The organism is Pseudomonas sp. PvP089 (genome assembly GCF_017875165.1).
In the GTDB taxonomy this organism is placed as follows: Bacteria; Pseudomonadota; Gammaproteobacteria; order Pseudomonadales; family Pseudomonadaceae; genus Aquipseudomonas; species Aquipseudomonas fortuita.
Genome location: NZ_JAGGME010000001.1, coordinates 5,117,222 through 5,134,012 on the forward strand (window position 1 = coordinate 5,117,222; position 16,791 = coordinate 5,134,012).

Annotated in this window: 14 protein-coding genes; 11 read left to right on the forward strand and 3 right to left on the reverse strand. The window is 63.7% G+C overall.

The window, feature by feature from the left end:
• Window positions 1-107: 107 nt before the first annotated feature.
• From J3A71_RS23350 to J3A71_RS23365, 4 genes are all read left to right on the forward strand, one after another.
• Window positions 108-455, forward strand: coding sequence for an ArsC family reductase (locus J3A71_RS23350; RefSeq protein ID WP_031311924.1), 348 nt, complete (start codon window positions 108-110; stop codon window positions 453-455).
• Window positions 456-486: 31 nt separating this feature from the next.
• Window positions 487-1,521 (forward strand): 2,3,4,5-tetrahydropyridine-2,6-dicarboxylate N-succinyltransferase, encoded by a 1,035-nt coding sequence (gene dapD, locus J3A71_RS23355; protein WP_023047675.1) that lies wholly within the window; start codon window positions 487-489, stop codon window positions 1,519-1,521.
• Window positions 1,522-1,598: 77 nt separating this feature from the next.
• Window positions 1,599-2,804 (forward strand): cysteine desulfurase, encoded by a 1,206-nt coding sequence (locus tag J3A71_RS23360; protein ID WP_096425672.1) that lies wholly within the window; start codon window positions 1,599-1,601, stop codon window positions 2,802-2,804.
• Window positions 2,801-3,211: a SufE family protein gene (locus tag J3A71_RS23365; RefSeq protein ID WP_016485198.1), complete on the forward strand. Its 411-nt coding sequence runs from the start codon at window positions 2,801-2,803 to the stop codon at window positions 3,209-3,211. Before J3A71_RS23360 ends, J3A71_RS23365 begins: the two co-directional genes overlap by 4 nt.
• Before the next feature lie 49 nt (window positions 3,212-3,260).
• On the opposite strand, the gene tcdA is transcribed toward J3A71_RS23365, so the two are convergent.
• Window positions 3,261-4,070 (reverse strand): tRNA cyclic N6-threonylcarbamoyladenosine(37) synthase TcdA, encoded by an 810-nt coding sequence (gene tcdA, locus J3A71_RS23370; RefSeq protein ID WP_161775553.1) that lies wholly within the window; start codon window positions 4,068-4,070, stop codon window positions 3,261-3,263.
• A gap of 119 nt (window positions 4,071-4,189) precedes the next feature.
• On the opposite strand from tcdA, the gene J3A71_RS23375 reads away from it, so the two are divergent.
• From J3A71_RS23375 to J3A71_RS23390, 4 genes are all read left to right on the forward strand, one after another.
• Window positions 4,190-6,781 (forward strand): glycosyltransferase, encoded by a 2,592-nt coding sequence (locus J3A71_RS23375; protein WP_060517537.1) that lies wholly within the window; start codon window positions 4,190-4,192, stop codon window positions 6,779-6,781.
• A 201-nt stretch (window positions 6,782-6,982) separates the two neighbouring features.
• Window positions 6,983-8,134 (forward strand): succinyl-diaminopimelate desuccinylase, encoded by a 1,152-nt coding sequence (gene dapE, locus J3A71_RS23380; protein ID WP_016485195.1) that lies wholly within the window; start codon window positions 6,983-6,985, stop codon window positions 8,132-8,134.
• On the forward strand, window positions 8,134-8,946 hold the full coding sequence (locus J3A71_RS23385) for a putative RNA methyltransferase (RefSeq protein WP_016485194.1): 813 nt from the start codon (window positions 8,134-8,136) through the stop codon (window positions 8,944-8,946). The genes dapE and J3A71_RS23385 overlap by 1 nt, the downstream gene beginning before the upstream one ends.
• A 17-nt stretch (window positions 8,947-8,963) precedes the next feature.
• Window positions 8,964-9,341 (forward strand): hypothetical protein, encoded by a 378-nt coding sequence (locus J3A71_RS23390; RefSeq protein ID WP_095115726.1) that lies wholly within the window; start codon window positions 8,964-8,966, stop codon window positions 9,339-9,341.
• Between the two features lie 122 nt (window positions 9,342-9,463).
• Here J3A71_RS23390 and J3A71_RS23395 read toward each other — a convergent pair whose 3' ends face one another.
• Window positions 9,464-9,673 carry a cold-shock protein gene (locus tag J3A71_RS23395; protein ID WP_003252255.1) on the reverse strand — a complete coding sequence of 70 codons (210 nt, stop codon included), beginning with the start codon at window positions 9,671-9,673 and terminating at the stop codon, window positions 9,464-9,466.
• Window positions 9,674-9,905: 232 nt separating this feature from the next.
• Here J3A71_RS23395 and plsB point away from each other — a divergent pair, with 232 nt between their 5' ends.
• From plsB to J3A71_RS23410, 3 genes are all read left to right on the forward strand, one after another.
• Window positions 9,906-12,392, forward strand: coding sequence for a glycerol-3-phosphate 1-O-acyltransferase PlsB (gene plsB / locus J3A71_RS23400; protein ID WP_016485192.1), 2,487 nt, complete (start codon window positions 9,906-9,908; stop codon window positions 12,390-12,392).
• 76 nt (window positions 12,393-12,468) lie between these two features.
• Window positions 12,469-12,867 (forward strand): YbaY family lipoprotein, encoded by a 399-nt coding sequence (locus tag J3A71_RS23405; protein WP_016485191.1) that lies wholly within the window; start codon window positions 12,469-12,471, stop codon window positions 12,865-12,867.
• A gap of 33 nt (window positions 12,868-12,900) precedes the next feature.
• A complete protein-coding gene (locus J3A71_RS23410; protein ID WP_016485190.1) occupies window positions 12,901-13,590 on the forward strand; it encodes a DUF4197 domain-containing protein in 690 nt (229 codons plus the stop codon).
• A gap of 134 nt (window positions 13,591-13,724) precedes the next feature.
• On the opposite strand, the gene J3A71_RS23415 is transcribed toward J3A71_RS23410, so the two are convergent.
• On the reverse strand, window positions 13,725-16,790 hold the full coding sequence (locus J3A71_RS23415; RefSeq protein WP_016485189.1) for an efflux RND transporter permease subunit: 3,066 nt from the start codon (window positions 16,788-16,790) through the stop codon (window positions 13,725-13,727).
• Window position 16,791: the final 1 nt, after the last annotated feature.

The window sequence follows — 16,791 nt, forward strand, 5'->3', positions numbered from 1 at the left end:
CTCAAGGCAAGTACACCCGTGGCGCTCACTGTTTCGTTCCCGCATAATCCCGCGACTGACATCGAAAGACGGAGAGATTGGGGCGACTTGTAACCCCAATGTACACAATGACCTACACGCTCTACGGCATCAAAGCCTGTGACACCATGAAAAAAGCGCGTACCTGGCTCGAAGACAAAGCCATCGCCTACGAATTTCACGATTACAAGACCCAAGGCATCGACCGCGACCGCCTGAACCGCTGGTGCGACGAACACGGCTGGGAAGTCATCCTCAACCGTGCCGGCACCACCTTCCGCAAGCTGGACGACGCCAGCAAGGCAGACCTCGACCAGGCCAAGGCCGTCGAGCTGATGCTGGCCCAGCCGTCGATGATCAAACGCCCGGTGCTGGACCTTGGCGCGCGCACCCTGGTCGGCTTCAAGCCGGACCTGTACGCCGCTGCCCTGGCCTGAGCCCCCACCCTATTTCGCACGAGGTAATCACATGTCCAATACCCTGTTCAGCCTGGCCTTCGGTGTCGGCTCCCAGAACCGCCAGGGCGCCTGGCTGGAAGTGTTCTACGCGCAACCGCTGCTCAACCCGAGCGCCGAGCTGGTTGCCGCTGTAGCCCCTGTTCTCGGTTACGAAGGTGGCAACCAGGCCATCGCCTTCAGCAACGGCCAGGCCTTGAAATTGGCCGAAGCCCTGAAAGGCGTGGATGCGACCCAGGCCGCCCTGCTGACCCGCCTGGCCGAAAGCCACAAGCCGCTGGTCGCTACCCTGCTGGCCGAAGACGCTGCCCTGACCTCCACCCCAGAGGCCTACCTCAAGCTGCACCTGTTGTCGCACCGCCTGGTCAAGCCACACGGCCTGAGCCTGGCTGGCATCTTCCCGCTGCTGCCGAACGTAGCCTGGACCAACCAGGGCGCGGTCGACCTGGCCGAACTGGCCGAGCTGCAACTGGAAGCGCGCCTGAAGGGCGAGCTGCTGGAAGTGTTCTCGGTGGACAAGTTCCCGAAGATGACCGACTACGTGGTCCCGGCCGGCGTGCGCATCGCCGATACCGCCCGTGTGCGCCTGGGCGCCTACATCGGCGAAGGCACCACCATCATGCACGAAGGCTTCGTCAACTTTAACGCGGGCACCGAAGGCCCGGGCATGATCGAAGGCCGCGTGTCCGCCGGCGTATTCGTTGGCAAAGGTTCCGACCTGGGCGGCGGTTGCTCGACCATGGGTACCCTGTCCGGTGGCGGCAACATCGTCATCAAGGTGGGCGAAGGCTGCCTGATCGGCGCCAACGCTGGTATCGGCATTCCGCTGGGCGACCGCAACACCGTTGAAGCCGGCCTGTACATCACCGCTGGCACCAAGGTGAACCTGCTGGACGAGAACAACGAGCTGGTCAAGGTGGTCAAGGCCCGCGACCTGGCCGGCCAGACCGACCTGCTGTTCCGCCGCAACTCGCTGAATGGCGCGGTAGAATGCAAGACCCACAAGTCGGCCATCGAGCTGAACGAGGCGCTGCACGCTCACAACTGAGCATGCTTGGCGTTTGAAATGTTAAGATCGGGTCTGGCACCACGCCAGACCCGATTTTCATTCCAGGCCCCGTGAACATGTTCCAGCCCTCCCCCTGGCGTGCCGACTTCCCCGCCATCGCCGCCCTGCAACGGCAGCACCAGACCTACCTGGACAGCGCCGCTACCACCCAAAAGCCGCAAGCCCTGATCGATGCCTTGAGCCATTACTACAGCCATGGCGCGGCCAACGTACACCGTGCCCAGCACCTGCCCGGTGCACTGGCGACCCAGGCTTTCGAAACCAGCCGAGACAAGGTCGCCGCCTGGTTGAATGCTGCGGACTCACGGCAGATCGTGTTCACCCACGGTGCCACCTCGGCCTTGAACCTGCTGGCCTACGGCCTTGAGCACCGCTTCGAAGCCGGTGACGAAATTGCCATCAGCGCGCTGGAGCACCATGCCAACCTGCTGCCCTGGCAACAGCTGGCACGCCGGCGCAACCTGCGCCTGGTGATACTGCCGCTGGATGCCTTTGGCCGCATCGACCTGAACCAGGCACTGCAACTGATAGGCCCGCGCACCCGGGTTCTCGCCGTCAGCCAGCTGTCCAACGTACTGGGTACCTGGCAACCGCTGCCGGCCCTGCTTTCCCATGCCCGCGCACAAGGCGCGCTGACCGTGGTCGACGGTGCCCAGGGCGTGGTGCATGGTCGCCACGATGTGCAGCAACTGGGCTGCGACTTCTATGTGTTCTCCAGCCACAAGTTGTACGGCCCGGATGGGATTGGCGTGCTGTACGGCCACACTCGGGCGCTGGAGCTGCTGCGCCATTGGCAGTTCGGTGGCGAGATGGTGCAACTGGCCGAGTACCAGAGCGCCAGCTTTCGCCCTGCACCGCTGGGGTTCGAGGCGGGTACGCCGCCAATCGCCGGGGTGATAGGCCTGGGGGCGACCCTGGATTATTTGGCCAGCCTCGACGTCCAGGCTGTCGAAGCCCACGAAACCAGCCTGCACCAGCGCCTGCTGCGCGGCCTGGCTGACCGTGAGGGCGTGCGGGTATTGGGGGCACCGCAGACGGCGCTGGCCAGCTTCGTCATCGAGGGCGTGCACAACGCAGATATCGCCCACCTGCTCACCGAGCAAGGGATAGCCGTGCGTGCCGGACACCACTGCGCCATGCCGCTCTTGCAAGGGCTGGGGCTGGAGGGCGCAATCCGCGTATCGCTGGGCTTGTACAACGACAGCGACGACTTGCAGCGCTTCTTCGCTGCGCTTGATCAGGGCCTGGAGTTGCTGCGATGAGCATGCCGGAACAGGCGCGCCAGGCGCTGGAAGCGTTTGAACAGGGCAAGGGCTGGGAACAGCGCGCCCGGCTGCTGATGCAGTGGGGCGACCGCCTGGAGCCGCTGGCCGAGACTGACAAGACCGAAGCCAACCGGGTGCATGGCTGCGAAAGCCTGGTGTGGCTGATGGCCGAACTCGTCGATGGGCAGTGGCGGTTCAAGGCCAGCAGCGATGCACGCTTGTTGCGCGGGCTGCTGGCGTTGTTGCTGGTGCGGGTGCAGGGGCTGACCAGTGAAGAGCTGGCCAGGCTTGATCTGCGCGAGTGGTTCACCCAACTGGGGCTAGAGCGCCAGCTGTCCCCGTCACGCAGCAATGGGCTGCATGCGGTGTTGCAGCGAATGGCGGAGTTGGCGTCCAACCACTAAATCCAAGGCATACACTGCTCCCTGTAGGAGCGAGGTGGCCTGTGCATGATTACTCAGGCTTGATCCGCTCCGAAGGCCGCCGCGCACCCGCCACCAATTTCTCGATCGCCTTGCTCGCCGCCACCATGCCAAAGGTCGCGGTCACCATCATCACTGCACCAAAGCCACCCGAGCAGTCCAGCCTTACCCCCTCCCCTACAAAGCTTTTTTGCAGGCAAACGCTGCCATCACCCTTGGGATAACGCAGCTGTTCGCTGGAGAACACGCACGGCACACCATAGTTGCGGCTGACATTGCGCGAGAAGTTGTAATCGCGGCGCAAGGTGGAGCGCACCCGCGAGGCCAGTGGGTCGTTGAAGGTCTTGTTCAGGTCGGCGATCTGGATCTGGGTCGGGTCGATCTGCCCACCAGCGCCACCCGTGGTAACGATGGCAATCTTTCGCCGCCGGCACCAGGCAATCAACGCCGCCTTGGCCATGACGCTGTCGATGCAGTCGATCACACAGTCCAGGTGCTCGTGGATATGCTCGGCCATGGTTTCACGGGTAACGAAGTCCGCTACCGCATGCACCGTGCATGCCGGGTTGATCGCACGCAAGCGTTCAGCCATGACGTCGACCTTGGGCCGCCCCACCTGGCCTTCCAGGGCATGGGCCTGGCGGTTGGTGTTGCTGACGCAGACGTCGTCCAGGTCAAACAGGCTGATTTCGCCCACGCCGCTGCGGGCCAGCGCTTCAGCCACCCAGGACCCTACCCCGCCAATACCGACCACAGCCACATGGGCCTGCCCCAGGCGCTGCAGCCCCTGGTCGCCATACAGCCGGGCAACGCCGGCGAAGCGTGGATCTTCTGTGCTCATGTTCATACCCCAAAAAACCGGCGCGCATTATATGCCAGCGGGCCCATGGCCTGCATCGTTAGGAAAGAGACTACTAACCCTGCTTTAATGTCCTATCACTTCGACACAAATGGACGACAATGTCTTCACGTAAATTCGGCCTGAACCTGGTTGTGGTGCTGGCCATCGCCGCGTTGTTCACCGGGTTCTGGGCACTGATCAACCGCCCGGTCTCCGCCCCTGCCTGGCCAGAACAGATCTCTGGCTTTTCGTATTCGCCGTTCCGCCTGGGTGAAAGCCCGCAGAAGGGCCAGTACCCCACTGACGACGAGATGCGCCAGGACCTGGAGCAGTTGAGCAAACTGACCGACAGCATCCGAATCTATACCGTGGAGGGCACCCAGGCCGACATCCCGCGCCTGGCCGAGGAGTTTGGCTTGCGGGTGACGCTGGGGATCTGGATCAGCCCGGACCTGGAACGCAACGAGCGCGAAATCGCCACGGCCATCCAGTTGGCCAACACCTCGCGCAGCGTGGTGCGGGTAGTGGTCGGCAACGAGGCGCTGTTCCGTGAAGAAGTCACCCCGGAAAACCTGATCAAATACCTGGACCGGGTACGCGCAGCCGTCAAGGTACCGGTGACCACCAGTGAACAATGGCACATCTGGAAGGAAAACCCGGAGATCGCCAAGCACGTCGACCTGATTGCCGCGCACATCCTGCCCTACTGGGAATTCGTCCCGATGAAGGATTCGGTCGAGTTCGTGCTCGACCGCGCCCGGGAGCTGAAGCACCAGTTCCCGCGCAAACCCCTGCTGTTGTCCGAGGTCGGCTGGCCGAGCAACGGCCGCATGCGCGGTGGTGCCGATGCCAGCCAGGCCGACCAGGCCATCTACCTGCGCACCTTGGTCAATACCCTCAATCGCCGTGGCTACAACTACTTTGTCATCGAAGCCTATGACCAGCCGTGGAAGGCTAGCGACGAAGGCTCGGTAGGCGCCTATTGGGGCGTGTACAACGCCGAGCGTCAGCAAAAATTCAACTTCGATGGGCCCGTGGTGGCGATCCCGCAGTGGCGAGCCCTGGCGGTGGCCTCGGTGGTGCTGGCGATGATTGCGCTGATGGTGCTGTTCATCGACGGCTCGGCCCTGCGCCAGCGCGGCCGCACATTCCTGACCTTCATCACCTTTTTGTGCGGGTCGGTACTGGTGTGGATTGCCTACGACTACAGCCAGCAGTACAGCACCTGGTTCAGCCTGACCGTGGGCGTACTGCTTGCTCTTGGCGCGCTGGGCGTGTTCATCGTGCTGCTTACCGAGGCCCATGAACTGGCCGAGGCCGTATGGATACACAAGCGCCGACGCGAGTTCCTGCCGGTACAGGCCGACAGCGCCTACCGGCCCAAGGTATCGGTGCATGTGCCGTGCTACAACGAGCCACCTGAGATGGTGAAGCAGACCCTCGACGCCCTGGCCGCGCTGGACTACCCCGACTACGAAGTGCTGGTGATCGACAACAACACCAAGGACCCGGCCGTGTGGGAGCCGCTGAAGGCTCACTGCGAGAAGCTCGGCGAGCGCTTCAAGTTTTTCCACGTCGCGCCACTGGCCGGCTTCAAGGGCGGCGCGCTCAACTACCTGATCCCGCACACGGCCAAGGACGCTGAGGTGATTGCGGTGATCGACTCGGACTACTGCGTCGACCGCAACTGGCTCAAGCACATGGTGCCGCACTTCGCCGACCCGAAAATTGCCGTGGTGCAGTCGCCGCAGGACTACCGCGACCAGCACGAAAGCGCCTTCAAGAAGCTGTGCTACAGCGAGTACAAGGGCTTCTTCCACATCGGCATGGTCACCCGCAACGACCGTGACGCAATCATCCAGCACGGCACCATGACCATGACCCGGCGCACGGTACTGGAAGAGCTGGGCTGGGCCGAATGGTGCATCTGCGAGGACGCCGAGCTGGGCCTGCGCGTGTTCGAGAAAGGCCTGTCGGCCGCCTACGCCCACAACAGCTACGGCAAGGGCCTGATGCCTGACACCTTCATCGATTTCAAGAAGCAGCGCTTCCGCTGGGCCTACGGCGCCATTCAGATCATCAAACACCACGCCAGTGCCCTGTTGCGCGGCAAGGGCAGCGAGCTGACCCGTGGCCAGCGCTACCACTTCCTGGCCGGCTGGCTGCCGTGGGTCGCCGACGGCATGAATATCTTCTTTACTATCGGTGCGCTGCTGTGGTCAGCGGCAATGATCATCGTGCCGCACCGCGTCGACCCGCCGCTGATGATCTTCGCCATCCCGCCGCTGGCGCTGTTCTTCTTCAAGGTCGGCAAGATCATTTTCCTTTACCGCCGTGCGGTGGGGGTCAACCTCAAGGACGCCTTCGCCGCAGCGCTGGCCGGCCTGGCGCTGTCGCATACCATTGCCAAGGCGGTGCTTTACGGCTTTTTCACCAGCAGCATGCCGTTTTTCCGCACGCCCAAGAATGCCGACAGCCATGGGCTGTTGGTGGCACTTTCCGAAGCGCGGGAAGAGCTGTTCATCATGTTGCTGCTGTGGGGCGCGGCGTTGGGTATCTACCTGGTGCAAGGGCTGCCGAGTTCGGACATGCGCTTCTGGGTGGCGATGTTGCTGGTGCAGTCGTTGCCTTATGTGGCAGCGCTGGTGATGGCGTTGCTGTCTTCGCTGCCCAAGCCAGTGGAGAAGGCTGCCGAAGCGCAGCAGGCGTGAGATTGCCGGGGCTGCTTTGCAGCCCATTCGCGGCACAAGGCCGCTCCCACAAGGATGACCGCAGCCCATCAGGGATGTGCATGACCTGTGGGAGCGGCCTTGTGCCGCGAATGGGCCGCAACGCGGCCCCACTGCCACATCGGTTTGATATAAGATAACGCCCCTCAGATTTCCCCGCCTTGCCTTGCCCCGGAGTCCCCCATGACGGCCCCTGCCGAGCTCTCGCCTACCCTTCAACTGGCCTGCGACCTGATCCGTCGCCCCTCGGTCACCCCTGTCGACGCCGACTGCCAGGCGCAGATGATGAAGCGCCTGGGCGCCGTGGGCTTCGCGCTCGAGCCGATGCGCATTGAAGACGTAGACAACTTCTGGGCCACCCACGGCAGCCAGGACGGCCCGGTGCTGTGCTTTGCCGGCCACACCGACGTGGTGCCCACCGGCCCGGTGCAGCAATGGCAGCACGAACCATTCGAAGCGCTGATCGACGCTGACGGCATGCTCTGCGGCCGTGGCGCCGCCGACATGAAAGGCAGCCTGGCCTCCATGGTGATCGCCAGCGAGCGCTTCGTGCACGACTACCCGAACCACCGCGGCAAGGTCGCCTTCCTGATCACCAGCGACGAGGAAGGCCCGGCCCACCACGGCACCAAGGCAGTGGTCGAGCGCCTCAAAGCACGCAACGAACGCCTGGACTGGTGCATCGTCGGCGAACCCTCCAGCACCACCCTGCTGGGTGACGTGGTCAAGAACGGCCGCCGTGGTTCGCTGGGTGCCAAGCTGACCGTGCGCGGCAAGCAGGGCCACGTGGCCTACCCGCACCTGGCACGCAACCCGATCCACCTGGCCGCCCCGGCCCTGGCGGAACTGGCAGCCGAGCACTGGGACGAAGGCAACGCGTTCTTCCCGCCGACCAGTTTCCAGATCTCCAACCTCAATTCCGGCACCGGCGCCACCAACGTGGTACCGGGCGAGCTGACCGCGCTGTTCAACTTCCGCTTCTCCACCGAGTCGACCGTCGAAGGCCTGCAGGCGCGAGTGTCGGCGATTCTCGACAAGCATGAACTGGACTGGTCGATCGACTGGGCGCTTTCAGGCCTGCCGTTCCTCACCGAACCGGGCGAACTGCTCGACGCGGTCGCACACAGCATCAAGGGCGTCACCGGCCGCGACACCCAGCCGTCTACCAGCGGGGGTACCTCCGATGGCCGCTTCATCGCCACCATGGGTACCCAAGTGGTCGAGCTTGGCCCGGTCAACGCCACCATTCACCAGGTGGACGAGCGGATTCTGGCCAGCGACCTCGACCTGCTGACCGAAATCTACTACCAGACCCTGGTTCGGTTGCTCGCCTGATGCTCGCCTGCCCTCTTTGCCAGGCGCCGCTGAGCCGGCTCGACAACAGTGTGATGTGCCCGGCCGGTCACCGCTTCGACCGAGCGCGCCAAGGTTACCTGAACCTGCTGCCGGTGCAGCACAAGAACAGCCGCGACCCGGGTGACAACCAGGCCATGGTCGAGGCCCGCCGCGACTTTCTCGACGCGGGCCACTACGCCCCTGTCGCCCACCGGCTGGCCGAGCTTGCCGCCGAGCGCCGGCCCGGCGCCTGGCTGGACATCGGCTGCGGCGAGGGCTACTACACCGCGCTGCTCGCCCAGGCGCTGCCAGCTGCCGAGGGCTATGCCCTGGACATCTCCCGCGAGGCGGTCAAGCGTGCCTGCCGCCGCGCGCCACAGGTCACCTGGATGGTCGCCAGCATGGCCCGCGTGCCGCTGGCGGACGCCAGTTGCCAGTTCATCGCCAGCGTGTTCAGCCCGCTGGACTGGGCCGAAGCCAAGCGCCTGCTCAGCCCCGGCGGCGGCCTGATGCGGGTCGGCCCGACCAGCGGCCACCTGATGGAGTTGCGTGAGGTGCTCTACGATGAAGTACGCCCTTACGCCGACGACAAGCACCTGGCCCTCGTCCCCGAAGGCATGGCCCACGCCCATAGCGAAACCCTCGAGTTCCGCTTGAACCTGGCCGTGCCCAAGGCGCGCGCCGACCTGCTCGCCATGACCCCGCACGGCTGGCGCGCCAGCGCCGAAAAACGCGCCCGGGTGATCGACCAGCCCGAGCCGTTCGAGGTTACGGTTTCCATGCGTTATGACTATTTCGTGCGCCAAGACTGAGCACACCCGGAGCCCTTATGCGCCAACCAGATATCGAGATTTACCTGAAGGACGCCGACGTCGACCACAAGCAGATTGCCCAGTGGCTCGCCCAGGCGATTGGCCCATGCAGCGACTGGCAGCAGAAAGGCCAGACATTCAAATGCAAGGTCGGTAACATTCCGGTCACCTGGTTACCCAAGGCTGTAGGGAAATGGAACAGCCTGTACCTGGAAAGCGACCAGACGCCATGGGCCGATGATGTCGCTTGCGCCCGCGCTGCATTTGCCGCACTGGGTGTGGAAGTGCGCTGCGCGCCGGGTGGCTGGGTAGAGGAAGACGGCGAAGAAGATGCCGACCGCTGGGTGCGCATAAGCGCCGACGGTGAAGAGGAAATCACCTGGCGCACAACCTGAAAATACAGCGTTGCTCGTTTCTGTAGGAGTGGGCTTGCCCGCGAACACGGGCCATGCCCGTGGCAGCCACCGTGGTGGCTGCTTCGCGGGCAAGCCCGCTCCTACGGCTTGAAACTAGAGGCTCAGAGCCCTACTACGTCTTCGGCTTGCAGGCCTTTCTGGCCCTGCACGCAGGCGTATTCCACCCGCTGCCCTTCGACCAGGGTACGATGCCCCTCACCGCGGATCGCCCGATAGTGGACGAACACATCCGCACCACCTTCGCGCTGAATGAAGCCATAACCCTTGGCATCGTTGAACCACTTTACATTCCCAGTCTCACGAGACGACATCTGAACTACTCCGGATTTTTATTGTGAAGATCGCCTTGCAGGCACGAGCTCACGGCCCCGTGCCAACGCCGCTTGCTGAAATATCCTGCAAGTGGCAGGCCGAGTATATGACACAGAACAAAAAAAATTGATGACGGTCCCGCAGTTGGCCGATTTTTGCTGAACTTACGCCGATACGGCAGACTAAATAGCTGGATACTCACCTGAAAATCACACCCAGGGCACACACCCCATGACCCGTTCCCCCCTGCGCCGCCTGATCTTCGGCGCCCTGCGTCGCCTGTTGTACCTGTGGGTGCGCTCCGAGACCATCAACCAGTCTTCCATGACCCTCAACCTCGACCGCAGCCGGCCGGTGTTCTATGCGCTGCCCTCGCCCGCGCTCACCGACCTGGCCGTGCTCGACCACGAGTGCACCAAGGCGGGGCTGCCGCGCCCGGTGCTGCCGGTGGCGGTCGGCCAACTGCAGGAGCCGGCCGGGTTCTTCTACCTGACCCCCGACCCTGACTGGCTCGGCCGCCAGGACAAAAGCGGCGCCCCGCCCACACTTGAGCGCCTGGTAGCTGCCGTCAGCCAGCATGCCGAAGAAGATGCGCAGATCATTCCGGTCAGCGTGTTCTGGGGGCAGACCCCGGCCAGCGAATCCAGCCCATGGAAGCTGTTGTTCGCCGACAGCTGGGCGGTGACCGGGCGCCTGCGCCGGCTGCTGACCGTGCTGATCCTGGGGCGCAAGACCCGGGTGCAGTTCTCCGCCCCCATCCACCTGCGCGAACTGGTGCAGCACAACAAGGGCCACGAGCGCACCGTGCGCATGGCCCAGCGCCTGATGCGCGTGCATTTTCGCAACCTCAAGACCGCCGTCATCGGCCCGGACATCTCGCACCGGCGCAACCTGGTCAAAGGCCTGATCCATGCCCCGCAGGTGCGCCAGGCCATCGCCGACGAGGCCCAACGCGAGAACCTGCCGTTGGCCAAGGCCGAAGCCCAGGCACTGCGTTATGGCAACGAGATCGCCTCGGACTACACCTACACGGTCATCCGCTTTCTCGAAGTGGTGCTCAGCTGGTTCTGGAACAAGATCTACGACGGCATCAAGGTCAACCATATCGAACAGGTTCAGGGCATAGCTCCCGGCCACGAAGTGATCTACGTGCCGTGCCACCGCAGCCACATCGATTACCTGCTGTTGTCGTACCTGCTGTTCCGCAACGGCCTTACCCCGCCGCACGTGGCGGCAGGCATCAACCTCAACATGCCGGTGGTGGGTAACCTGCTGCGCCGTGGCGGTGCCTTCTTCATGCGCCGCACGTTCAAGGGCAACCCGCTGTACACCGCCGTGTTCAACGAGTACCTGCATACTCTGTACACCAAAGGTTTTCCGGTCGAGTACTTCGTCGAAGGTGGCCGCTCGCGTACCGGGCGCATGCTGCAGCCGCGTACCGGGATGCTGGCCATTACCTTGCGCAGCTTCCTGCGCTCGTCGCGCACGCCGGTGGTGTTCGTGCCGGTGTACATCGGCTACGAGCGCGTGCTCGAAGGCCGCACCTACCTGGGCGAGTTGCGCGGTGCCAGCAAAAAGAAGGAGTCGGTGTTCGACATCTTCAAGGTGTTTGGCGCGCTCAAGCAGCGCTTTGGCCAGGTCTACGTCAACTTCGGCGAACCGATCCGCCTGGCCGGGTTCCTCGATGAGCAACAGCCCGGCTGGCGTGAACAGGATCACGGCCCCCAGTACCGCCCGGCCTGGCTCAACGACGCCACCACCCGCCTGGGCGAAACCGTGGCCCGTCACCTCAACGAGGCGGCCGCCATCAACCCGGTCAACCTGGTGGCCCTGGCGCTGCTGTCCACCAGCCGCCTGGCCCTGGACGAACGCGCCCTGACCCGTGTACTCGACCTGTACCTGGCCTTGCTGCGCCAGGTGCCGTACTCGCCGCACACCACCCTGCCGGACGGCGACGGCCAGGCACTGATCGAGCACGTGCGCAGCATGAACCTGGTGGCCGAGCAGAAGGACGCCCTGGGCCGCATCCTCTACCTGGATGAAGGCAATGCGGTACTGATGACCTATTACCGCAACAACGTGCTGCACATTTTCGCCCTGCCGGCGCTGCTGGCCAGCTTCTTCCTCAGCAGCTCGCGCATGAGCCGCGAACTGCTGGGCCAGTATGTGCACGCGTTGTACCCGTACCTGCAGGCCGAACTGTTCCTGCGCTGGACGCCAGAGCAACTGGACGAGGTGATCGACCAATGGCTGGCCGCGCTGGTTGAACAAGGCCTGCTACGCCAGGACAACGACGTATACGTACGCCCGGCGCCCAGTTCGCGGCAGTTCGTGCTACTGACCCTGCTCGCCCGCACCATCACCCAGACCTTGCAGCGCTTCTACATGGCCACCTCGCTGCTGCTCAACAGCGGACAGAACAGCCTCAGCGCCGAAGGGCTGGAAGACCTGTGCGTGATGATGGCCCAGCGCCTGTCGATCCTGCATGGCCTGAATGCCCCAGAGTTTTTCGACAAGACGCTGTTCCGCCACTTCATCCAGACCCTGCTCCAGCAAGGCGTGCTGCATGCCGACGGGCAAGGCAAGCTGGGTTATCACGACAAGCTTGGCGAGCTGGCCGAGGGCGTGGCCAAGCGTGTGCTGTCGGCCGAACTGCGGCTGTCGATCCGCCAGGTGGCCCTGCACCGTGACGACGGCCTGGAAACTTCGACCCTCTGACGGTTCATCACGGGGGAAAATCCGCTAAAGTCCCTGGGGTTGGCCACAAGCCAGCCCCAAGGACACCGGAGATTCCATGAAAAAGCTCTTTATGCTGTGTTGCGCATCCCTGCTTGCAGCCTGTTCCAGCCAAACCCCATCCAACCAGGCCAGCCTGGACGGTGAAGTCTTCTACCTGCAGCGTATCGCCCTGCCGCCTGCCGCTACCCTGAGCGTGGAGCTGCAGGACGTTTCGCTGATGGACGCCCCCGCCGTGACCCTGGCCCGCCAGGCCGGCCCGGTCAAAGGCAACGTACCGCTGCCATTCCACCTCATTTACGACCCCGCCCAGGTCAAACCCGGCCACCGCTATGCGGTGAGCGCGCGCATCGAGCTGGAGGGCAAGCTGCTGTTCATCAATACCGAACACCATGGTGTCATGCTCGACGGCAGTGACCCGAAATCTGTACGCATCAAGGTCGACCAGGTTCGCTGACACCCGTATTCATCTGTTTACAAGGAAAGCTTCATGATCCGCACTTCCCTGCGTTTTTCCACCCTGTGCGCCGGCCTGCTGCTATCGGCCAGCGCACTGGCCCTGTCGCTGGGCGACCTGAGCCAGAAAGACGCCACTGGCGGCCTGAAAGATACCCTGACCCAGGGCGCGCAGCTCGCCGTCAAGCAGTTGAGCGCCCCGGGTGGCTTCAGCAACAACCCGGACGTGCGCATCGAATTGCCGGGCAAGCTGGGCAAGGCGGCCAAGGCCATGAAAATGTTCGGCAAAGGTGAACAGGTCGATGCCCTGGAAGCCAGCATGAACAAGGCCGCTGAAGCCGCCGTGCCGCAGGCACAGGCGATTTTGGTCGATGCCGTGAAGAACATGAGCGTGACCGATGCCAAAGGCATCCTCGCCGGCGGTGACGACTCGGCCACCCAGTACCTGAACAAGAGCAGCCGCGAGCAGATCCGCGCCAAGTTCCTGCCGATCGTCAAACAGGCTACCGACAAGGTTGGCCTGGCTCAGCAGTACAACAACTTCGCCGGGCAGGCGGTGGCACTGGGCGTGGTCGACGCCAAGAGCGCCAGCATCGAGAACTACGTGACCGAGAAGGCGCTGGACGGCCTGTTCGAGATGATTGGCAAGCAGGAGCAGAGCATTCGCCAGAACCCGGCGCAGGCCGCTACCAGCCTGGCCAAGAAGGTCTTCGGCGCCCTCTGATCCGCAACGCGGCCGCAGTACCCTCGTAGGCGCAGCCTTGTGCTGCGAAGAGGCCGGTGCAGCAAATGAAAATTCATCTTGCTGTCCCGGCCTCTTCGCAGCACAAGGCTGCTCCTACAGGGCGGTGAGGTCAGTCAGGTTTTCTTCACCCTGAACCACGCCGCATACAACGCCGGCAGGAACAACAGCGTCAACGCCGTAGCCACGATCAACCCCCCCATGATCGCCACCGCCATCGGCCCGTAGAACACGCTGCGTGACAACGGGATCATCGCCAGCACCGCCGCCAGCGCAGTCAGCACGATTGGCCGGAAGCGCCGCACCGTGGCTTCGATGATCGCCTGCCAGCGCTCCATCCCCGCTGCAATATCTTGCTCGATCTGGTCCACCAGAATCACCGAGTTGCGCATGATCATGCCCGCCAGGGCAATGGTGCCCAGCATGGCGACAAAGCCGAACGGCTGGCGGAACACCAGCAGGAACAGGGTCACGCCAATCAGCCCCAGCGGTGCGGTGAGGAACACCATGACCGTGCGCGAGAAGCTGCGCAGCTGGATCATCAGCAGGCTCAGCACCACCACCACGAACAGCGGCATGCCAGCGTTCACCGACTTCTGCCCACGCTCGGAGTCTTCAACCGTACCGCCCACTTCCAGCAGGTAGCCATCCGGCAGCTTGGCGCGTATCTCGTGCAGGGTCGGCTCGATCTGTTTCACCAGCGTGGCCGGTTGCTCCTTGTCGTAGATATCGGCGCGCACGGTCACCGTCGGCAGGCGGTTGCGGTGCCAGATAATGCCCTCCTCGAAGCCGTACTCCAGGGTCGCTACCTGCGACAGCGCCACGCTCTGGCCGTTGTCGGTCGGCAGTGCCAGGCTGCCGAGGTTACCCAGATCACCGCGCTCTTGCTGGGTGCCGCGCAGCAGGATCTCGATCAGCTCGTTGTCCTCGCGGTACTGGCTGACTGTGGTACCGGTCAACGAGCTTTGCAGGAAGCTGGCCAGATGCGCGGTGCTCACGCCCAGGGCGCGGGCGCGGTCCTGGTCGATTTGGAGGAACACGGCCTTGCTGGGCTCTTCCCAATCCAGGTGCACGTTCACCACATGCGGGTTCTCGCGCACCTTGTCGGCCACTTGGCGGGCCAGCGCACGGGCCTGCTCGATGTGCTCGCCGGTGACCCGGAACTGCACCGGGTAACCCACGGGTGGGCCGTTTTCCAGGCGCGTGACCCGGGCACGCAGGTCAGGGAACTGCTGGTCTACAGTGCTGATCAGCCAGCTGCGCAGGCGCTCGCGGTCCTCCATCGACTTGGCCAGGACCACGAACTGGGCAAAGCTGGCTGCCGGCAGTTGCTGGTCCAGCGGCAGGTAGAAGCGTGGCGAACCGGTGCCCACATAGGCCACATAGTTATCGATGCCGTCCTGCTGCTTGAGCAGTGCCTCCAATTGCTTGACCCGCTCGGCAGTATTGGCCAGCGAGGCACCTTCGGCCAGCTTCAGGTCAACCATCAGCTCTGGGCGCCCGGAGGCCGGGAAGAACTGCTGGGGCACGAAGCGGAACAGCAGGATGCTGCCGACAAAGGCCGCGATGGTCAGCAGGATCACCGTCTTGCGTCGCCGTACGCACCACTCCACCACCCGCCGCACGCGCTGGTAGAACGGCGTGGCGTAAGGGTCGGGCGCGTGGCCGTCCTTGCCATGGCGCGCAGCATGCAGCTTGGCCAGGTCTGGCAGCAGGCGCTCGCCCAGATAGGGCACGAACACCACGGCCACCACCCATGAGGTCAACAGGGCGATGGTCACCACCTGGAAGATCGAGCGGGTGTATTCGCCGGTACTGGAGGCCGCAGTGGCGATAGGTAAAAAGCCTGCCGCAGTGATCAGGGTACCGGTCAGCATCGGGAACGCAGTGCTAGTCCAGGCATAGCTGGCCGCCTTGAGCCGGTCATAACCCTGCTCCATCTTGATCGCCATCATCTCCACGGCAATGATCGCGTCGTCCACCAGCAGGCCCAGCGCCAGCACCAGGGCCCCAAGGGAAATCTTGTGCAAGCCGATGCCGAAGTAATGCATGGCAGCGAAGGTCATGGCCAGCACCAGCGGAATGGCCAACGCCACCACCAGGCCGGTGCGCAAGCCCAGCGAGAAGAAGCTCACCAGCAGCACGATGACCAGCGCCTCGACCAGCACCTGGACAAACTCGCCCACACCGGCCTTGACCGCCGCAGGCTGGTCCGAGACCTTGCGCAGCTCCATGCCGGCTGGCAGGGTGCGCGCCACCCGCTCGAACTCGTCTTCCAGGGCTTTGCCCAGGACCAGGATGTCGCCGCCGTCCTTCATCGACACGGCGAGGCCAATGGCATCTTCGCCCATGAAGCGCATGCGCGGGGCGGGTGGGTCGTTGAAGCCACGGTGCACTTCGGCCACATCGCCGATGCGGAACGTGCGGTCACCCACGCGAATGGGGAACTGGCGAATCTGCTCGACACTGTCGAAGCGCCCGCTCACCCGCAGTTGCAGGCGCTCGCTGGGCGTCTCGAAGAAGCCGGCGGTGCTTACCGCATTCTGCTCTTGCAGGGCCTGCTGCACGGCCTCGAGGGGTACGCCAAGGGTGGCCAGCTTGAGGTTGGACAGCTCGATCCAGATTTTTTCGTCCTGCAGGCCCACCAGCTCGACCTTGCCCACATCCTTGACCCGCTGCAGCCGGATCTGGATACGGTCGGCGTAGTCCTTCAGCACCGCGTAATCGAAGCCCTTGCCGGTCAGCGCATAGATATTGCCGAAGGTGGTGCCGAACTCATCGTTGAAGAACGGGCCCTGGATCTCCGGTGGCAGGGTGTGGCGAATGTCCGCGACCTTCTTGCGGATCTGGTACCACAATTCAGGTATGTCCCTGGAATGCAGCGAATCGCGAGCCATGAAGGTGACCTGCGACTCACCGGGGCGAGAGAACGAGACAATCCTCTCGTACTCGCCGGTTTCCATCAGCTTCTTTTCGATACGCTCGGTGACCTGCCGCGACACTTCCTCGGCGCTGGCGCCCGGCCACAGGGTACGGATGACCATGGCTTTGAAGGTGAATGGCGGATCCTCGCTCTGGCCGAGCTTGGTGTAGGACATGGCGCCAATGGCCGCCAGCAGGATCATCAGGAACAGGACGATCTGGCGGTTGCGCAGCGCCCAGGCAGAAAGGTTGAAACCCATC